The organism is Streptomyces sp. NPDC001093 (assembly GCF_040298985.1).
Taxonomy (GTDB): domain Bacteria; phylum Actinomycetota; class Actinomycetes; order Streptomycetales; family Streptomycetaceae; genus Streptomyces.
Genome location: NZ_JBEPBF010000088.1, coordinates 38330 through 44329 on the forward strand (window position 1 = coordinate 38330; position 6000 = coordinate 44329).

A 6000-nucleotide genomic window follows, 5' to 3' on the forward strand; every position below is an offset into this window, starting at 1 on the left:
GGATCTCGTGCCAGGCCACGGCCTAGTGGCAGACCCGTCCCCCGTCCGTGCCCGGTCCTGCGGGAAACCACGGGGAACCATGGCGCCGAGCGCTCACAGCACAGCACAACGGCCCCTGACGATATGACCTGGTCAGGGGCCGTTCACATGCGCGGTGGGGGTGGCATTTGAACCCACGGTGACTCGCGCCACGACCGCTTTCAAGACCGGCGGGATTCTGCGGCCAGACGCGGCTTGACCTGTACCTCGGGTGGGCACGGATCGCATCGTCCGGCCCATGCCGGCCAGAGGATGGCCGTGGGAGGCCGGCCGGGTCCGCGCAAGCCGCCGTGGCTGGGGCCGGACGTGCGACGGAAACGGTTCGGCCTGCCGCTCCGCGACGACCTGGCGTTCGAGACGCCGGCCAAGCAGCCGACCTGAAGCCGGCGAACGCGCCGTGGTCCCGGTTCCCCCGTGCGCGGGTCCGCGACCACGGTGTTCATGCACTCGTCCGACCACACGGGCGGCCAGTCCCGCCCCTGAGGTCAGGCCGTGGCCTCGACCAGCCGCTTCATGCCGGGCTGGTCGGTCACACAGCCCACCAGTCCGAGCGCCCGGGCCAGCGACAGGTCGCGCTCGTCGTTGACGGTCCAGGCCATCACGTCGATACCGGCGGCGCCGCACTTCTCCACAATGGCCCGGTTCAGCTGGCGCAGCTCCACGCTGACCAGAGTGGAACCGACCTTCTGGGCGCGGCCGACGAAGGTGTCGCGGTGGGCGCTGGGCCCTGCCACCAGCACGGTGCGGGCCTGCGGCAGCACGTTGTGGATCTCGATCAGTGCCGCGTCGTGGAACGACAGCACCGAGACCCGGTCCAGCAGGTCCCGGTCGGTCAGCACCTTGGCCAGCGAGCGGGCGGCGGCCACGTCCTTGATCTCCGCCTGGATCGGCAGCGTCGGCCCAACGGCGTCCAGCACCTCCCCGAACGTGGGGATGCGCTCGCCGAGGCCGGCGTCGAGCTCCTTGAGCATCCGCAGCTTCTGGTCGGCGATCGGACCGGAGCCGTCCGTCGTACGGTCCAGGGTCTCGTCGTGCATGACGACCAACTCGCCGTCCTTGCTCAGGTGCAGGTCCAGTTCAATGCCGTCCAGCCCCTCGCGTTCGGCCCGCAGGAAGGAGCGCAGGGTGTTCTCCGGCTCGGCGGCCATGACGCCGCGGTGGCCGATGGTGAAGAAAGACACTCGGTTGCCGTCCTTGGGTGTGGTGGTGCGGGGCAGCCGCACGAGGGCCGTACTCCCCGCCGGGCGGCGGGCGACCGCCCGTCGGAGCCCCAAGCCTAATCGGCCGGGCGGGCCCGATCAGGGTGAGGCAGGGTGCATACGGAAAGGGGACCCGCTCCGATTCGGTTCACCAGGGCGACAAGCGCTGAACCGTCTGGCCGAGCAGGGCCCGACTCTTCTCGACCGGCGTACCGGTGTCACGCCACTCCGCGCGCACCGCCCTCGCACTGGGGGCATGAGCAGATCCGGCGTACCAGGTGAGTACCAGTGGGAGCTTCGAGATGTCCCCACCCCTCGCTATGGGTGCGGACAGACCTGTTCGTCCGACTTCCCCACCACCTGCACGCTGACTTGCGGACGGGCGCCGTAACGGAGGGGCTCTTCCCGACGGTCGAGTGGGAGCCGGTGGGACGGACCGAACGGGAGCTACGTGTGATCGGGTGGCGGGACTGTCAAGGACGGCACCATGTCCGTGATCGACATTTAGCAAGTGAGCCGCCCGTGGTCCCGGACCGGCTCGGCCCGCGTCCCTGACAGGCGAGGGCCAGGTGGGCCCGGCACCCTTCCGAGGCAGCCGCAGTCCCCGGCTGTGTGATGCGGCTGCTGGGGTTCGCGGAAAGATTCGCCGGGGGGGGACGTCGATGCCGGCCACGTTTCGCCTCGTGCCGGTGGAGTATCTGATTGAGCAGCACGGCCACCGCCTCCAGAGAACTTTCGCGCGTGCCGCGGCCCGGATGATGAGGTGGCAGGTGACCGACCACGATGAGGCGGCGCCTGTCCGACCGTTGACAATGCTTGGGTGAGCCGGCACCTGGAGGTCGGCGAACGGATCCTCAGAACCGAGGCGCTGCACGGCGGCATCACTGCCGAGTTGCGGAGGCTGACGATCGGCACGTGGGACGGAGGGACCCGTGACCTGGTGCTGCGGAGCTTCGTCGACCCGTGCTACGTGGGGCACGCCGAGGACTGGCTGAACAGGGAGGCCGGCGCCCTGACACTGCTGGCGGGGACCCGCGTGCCAACTCCGGGACTGGTCGCGGTTGATCCGACCGCCGCGCATTGCGCGTATCCCTCGCTCCTGATGACACATCTGGCAGGCCGGACGGTGCTCGATGATGCACCGCAACTGACACCGCCCGATCGCCCGGCCCGCTGTCTTCACCAGCCACTGATCAGAAAAGCCGCCATCGGTCAACGGCTGTCCGCCACCGTCATGCGCTGGACATAGCTGTCACACGAGCAGGGTGGCGTGGCGGGATCCTCCTGCCACGCTCCCGTCACCGCCGCAAGAGGCCTGAGGCACGGGCCTTCTCAGCCGAGCCACCCGCTGGTGAGTGCCAGAGCGGCCGAGCCGTCGAGATCGGCCAGTTTGGTACCGGTGAAGGTGCGGGCCCACTCGGAGGTCTGGATGCGGAACGCGGGGCGGTCCGCGGTGAGTGCGTCCAGCAGCGGTTCGGCCGCCTCGGCCGCGGTCTGCGCCGCGGTGGACAGCTGCGGGACGGTGCGGTGGATGTACGCCTGGAGGGCCGAAGCGTACGGTCCCGCGGCGGCGATCTCGGCCTCCAGGTCGAGACCGATGTTGTTGACGAACTCGGTGGCCACGCCTCCGGGTTCGACCACGGACACAGTCACGCCGACGGAGGCGGCCACCGGCGCCAGGCTCTCCATGTACCCCTCGACGGCGAACTTGGCCGCGCAGTATGCCTCGTTGAAGGGCTGGCCGACGACGCCGCCGACACTGGTGACGGTGATCAGCCGGCCGCCCGAGGTGCGCAGGTGGGGGAAGGCGGCTTTGGAGACGTTCAGGACGCCGAAGAAGTTGACCTCCATGACCTGGCGCACATCGGCGACGGACTCGTTCTCCAGCGTGCCGAGGTGACCGGTTCCCGCGTTGTTGATCACGGCGTCGAGGCGGCCGTAGTCGGCGATCACGCCCTGGACTGCAGTGGAGACGGAGTCCTCGTCGGTGACGTCGAGCTGCCGGATGTCCAGTTCCACCCCGGCCTGCGCGGCCGCCTCCCGCAGGGCGTCGGCGCGGCCGGTGTTGCGCATGGTGGCGACGGTGTGCCAGCCGGACCGTGCGGCGGCGACGGCGGCGGCGAGGCCGATGCCGGAGGAGGTCCCGGTGATCAGAACAGTTTTGGAGGACATGGTGGGCCTTTCGCGTCGAGCACCAATTTCCGTGCGTGTACACACACTCTAATCATTGTGTGTGCGTACACGCAAACGGCTATGATCGGTCCATGGCGACGAGGAAGCTCACCCAGGCGGAGATGTCCGAGGCCGACTACGCCTTCTACGGTCTGGTCTGGGCCGGGACCGTACTCACCGAACGCGTCGACCGCGCCCTGACCCGGGCCCACGATCTGCCCGTCTCCTGGTTCGAGGTGCTGCTGTGGCTCGCCAACAGCACCGAGCCGGTCGCCGCCTCGGTACTCGGCAACAGCACGATGCTCAGCCGCAGCCAGGTCTCCCGCGTCCTCGACACCCTCCAGGCGCGCGGTGTGGTCACGCGTACCCCGTCCCGCACGGACGCGCGTTCCGTGGAGGTCGCGCTCACCCCGGAGGGCCGCCGCCTGTTCGAAGAGGCCGACGCGACCCGGCGCGCATGCCTGGCCCCGGTCTTCACGGACGTACTCGACCAGCGGGACCTCGAGGCCCTCGGCGGGGTATGGCGCAAGCTGAAGGCCCACAAGGACGCCCAGTAACGCCCGGTTTCACAGCAGGCGAAGATCACCGCCATCCACTCCCTGGCTCGGGAAAATGAGGTAGGCGAGTAAGTCGGTGATGAGCTGCTGCCATTCCTCGGGGTGTTCGACCGTGGGCCGGTGGCCGGTGTCGTGGCCGGGGCGGGGGACCGGCTGCGGCCGCGGAGCGGCCGGACAGCGGGTGGTGCGGCGCCCGGCGGAGTTGTCTCACCTACCCCGCATGAAGCAAGGAACGGGCACCGCAGCGTGCTGCGGGGTCAGGGCGTGAGGATGACCTTGCCCCGGGCGCGGCGGGCCTCGATGTCGGCGTGCGCCTGCGCGGTCTCGGCGAGCGGGTAGGTGCGCCAGACGGTGACATCGAGCTTGCCGAGGGCGATGAGAGCGGCCAGTCGCGGCAGGGCCTGCCAGAACCGGTCGGCCGGATCTCCGCCGGTGAAGCGCACCCCGTGCTGTGCGGCGGACATGTCGGCGATGGTGATCACCCGGGCGGCGTCGCCGACCAGAGCTGTCGACTCCGTCAGCACACCGGCGCCGGAGGCGTCGAAGACGTAGTCCACACCCTGCGGGGCGGCGACCTGGACCCGCTCCACCCATCCCTCGCCATACGCCACGGCGGTGGCGCCGAGCATGGTGACGCGCTCGATGTCGTGCTCGCCGGCGGTCCCGACCACGGTGATGCCCCGGGAAGCCGCGAGCTGGGCGGCGATGGCGCCGACGCTGCCGCCCGCACCGTGGATCAGCAGGGTGTCGCCCATCTCGGCATCCAGGTGGTGCAGTCCGCGGTAGGCGGTCTCACCCACGGTCACCAGGGCGGCGGCGGTGTCGAAGGAGACCTCCTTGGGCTTGGCGACCGGCCGATCCAGTACGGCGTACTCGCTGTAGCCGCCGACGGAGGCCGCGCCGAAGACCTCCTCACCGACCCGGGCAGTGGCGCCCTCACCGACCTTGTCGACGACACCGGCCACGTCCCAGCCCGGCAGCACCGGGAACTCGACCGGGAAGACACCGTCCATCATCCCGGAGCGGATCTTCAGGTCGATCAGGTTGACGGCGGCTGCCCGGACCTTGATCCGGACCTGGCCCGGACCCGGCTCGGGGGTGTCGACCTGGGTGAGGGTGAGCACGTCCGGGCCGCCGTAGCGGGAGTAGGTGATCGCGGTGGACATCGAGAACTCCAGGAAGGTGAGGCGTGGGCACGCACTGAATCATTCAGCTTGTATGATTGCCTTTCCGGTGTATCACACGACCCGTGTGAAACGCGAAGGCAGCGCTGGGTAACGTTCGTCACACACCATGTGTGATTTCGGATAGGATGGGCGCCATGCCGTCCAAGCCGCCCGTCCACCGCCGCCAGCCGAATCCGGACAACCCCCGCGTCCAGCGCACCCGTGCCCGCATCCTGGCCGTTGCCCGCGAACTGCTGCCCGAGGTCGGGCTGACAGGGTTGACCACCGCGCTCCTGGCCGAACGAGCTGGCGTCACCCGCCAGACCCTGTACCGGCACTGGCCCAACCGCGCGGCCCTGCTCTCCGACGTCACCCTGCAAGGCCCCGACGTCGGCTACCCCGAACCCGGCGCAGACGTACGCGCTGTCGCCACGGCCTGGCTGGTCAGCCTCCGCGCCGGTATCACCGTCCCCGCCACCCGCACCGCCGCGCTGGCGATCGCCGCCGAAGCCGACCATGACCCCGACAGCGCCCAGGCCATGGCCCGGATCACGGAGGACCGCCTCGCCGCGCTGAACAGGCTCCTGGAGCCTTCCGGCCTGCAGATCACCGCCGAGCAGTACAGCCTGCTCTACGGCCCCCTCCTCGCCCGCCTCTTCTTCGACCGGGCCGAAGCCACCGACGAGTTCATCGACGCCATCGTCACCCAGTGGCTCACCACCATCGACCACACGCCCGCGCGGAATTGAGGCATGCCACCGCGAATCGCGCGCCAAGAGCTGTGCGACGGGTGCCGCCTGATCGGCCTTCGGTCGATCAGGCGGCACCGAACACACGGCGGGGCGCAACCCGGCAACCCACCCGATA

6 protein-coding genes are annotated in these 6000 nt (G+C 69.7%); 3 read left to right on the forward strand and 3 right to left on the reverse strand.

Features of this window, described 5'->3' with window-relative positions; genetic code table 11:
• Positions 1-524: 524 nt before the first annotated feature.
• Entirely contained in the window at positions 525-1220 is a 696-nt protein-coding gene (locus ABT288_RS33350) for a glycerophosphodiester phosphodiesterase (RefSeq protein ID WP_351615816.1), read from the reverse strand.
• Positions 1221-2058: 838 nt separating this feature from the next.
• Between ABT288_RS33350 and ABT288_RS33355 the strand changes: the two genes are divergently transcribed.
• On the forward strand, positions 2059-2487 hold the full coding sequence (locus tag ABT288_RS33355) for a phosphotransferase family protein (protein WP_351615819.1): 429 nt from the start codon (positions 2059-2061) through the stop codon (positions 2485-2487).
• An 83-nt stretch (positions 2488-2570) separates the two neighbouring features.
• On the opposite strand, the gene ABT288_RS33360 is transcribed toward ABT288_RS33355, so the two are convergent.
• Positions 2571-3410, reverse strand: a complete 840-nt coding sequence (locus ABT288_RS33360; protein ID WP_351615821.1) for an SDR family NAD(P)-dependent oxidoreductase — start codon at positions 3408-3410, stop codon at positions 2571-2573.
• A 92-nt stretch (positions 3411-3502) separates the two neighbouring features.
• On the opposite strand from ABT288_RS33360, the gene ABT288_RS33365 reads away from it, so the two are divergent.
• Entirely contained in the window at positions 3503-3967 is a 465-nt protein-coding gene (locus ABT288_RS33365; RefSeq protein ID WP_351615824.1) for a MarR family winged helix-turn-helix transcriptional regulator, read from the forward strand.
• A 257-nt stretch (positions 3968-4224) separates the two neighbouring features.
• Here the strand turns inward: ABT288_RS33365 and ABT288_RS33370 are convergent, their stop codons facing one another.
• Positions 4225-5133 (reverse strand): NADP-dependent oxidoreductase, encoded by a 909-nt coding sequence (locus ABT288_RS33370; protein WP_351615827.1) that lies wholly within the window; start codon positions 5131-5133, stop codon positions 4225-4227.
• A gap of 155 nt (positions 5134-5288) precedes the next feature.
• Between ABT288_RS33370 and ABT288_RS33375 the strand changes: the two genes are divergently transcribed.
• Positions 5289-5882: a TetR/AcrR family transcriptional regulator gene (locus ABT288_RS33375; protein WP_351615830.1), complete on the forward strand. Its 594-nt coding sequence runs from the start codon at positions 5289-5291 to the stop codon at positions 5880-5882.
• Positions 5883-6000: the final 118 nt, after the last annotated feature.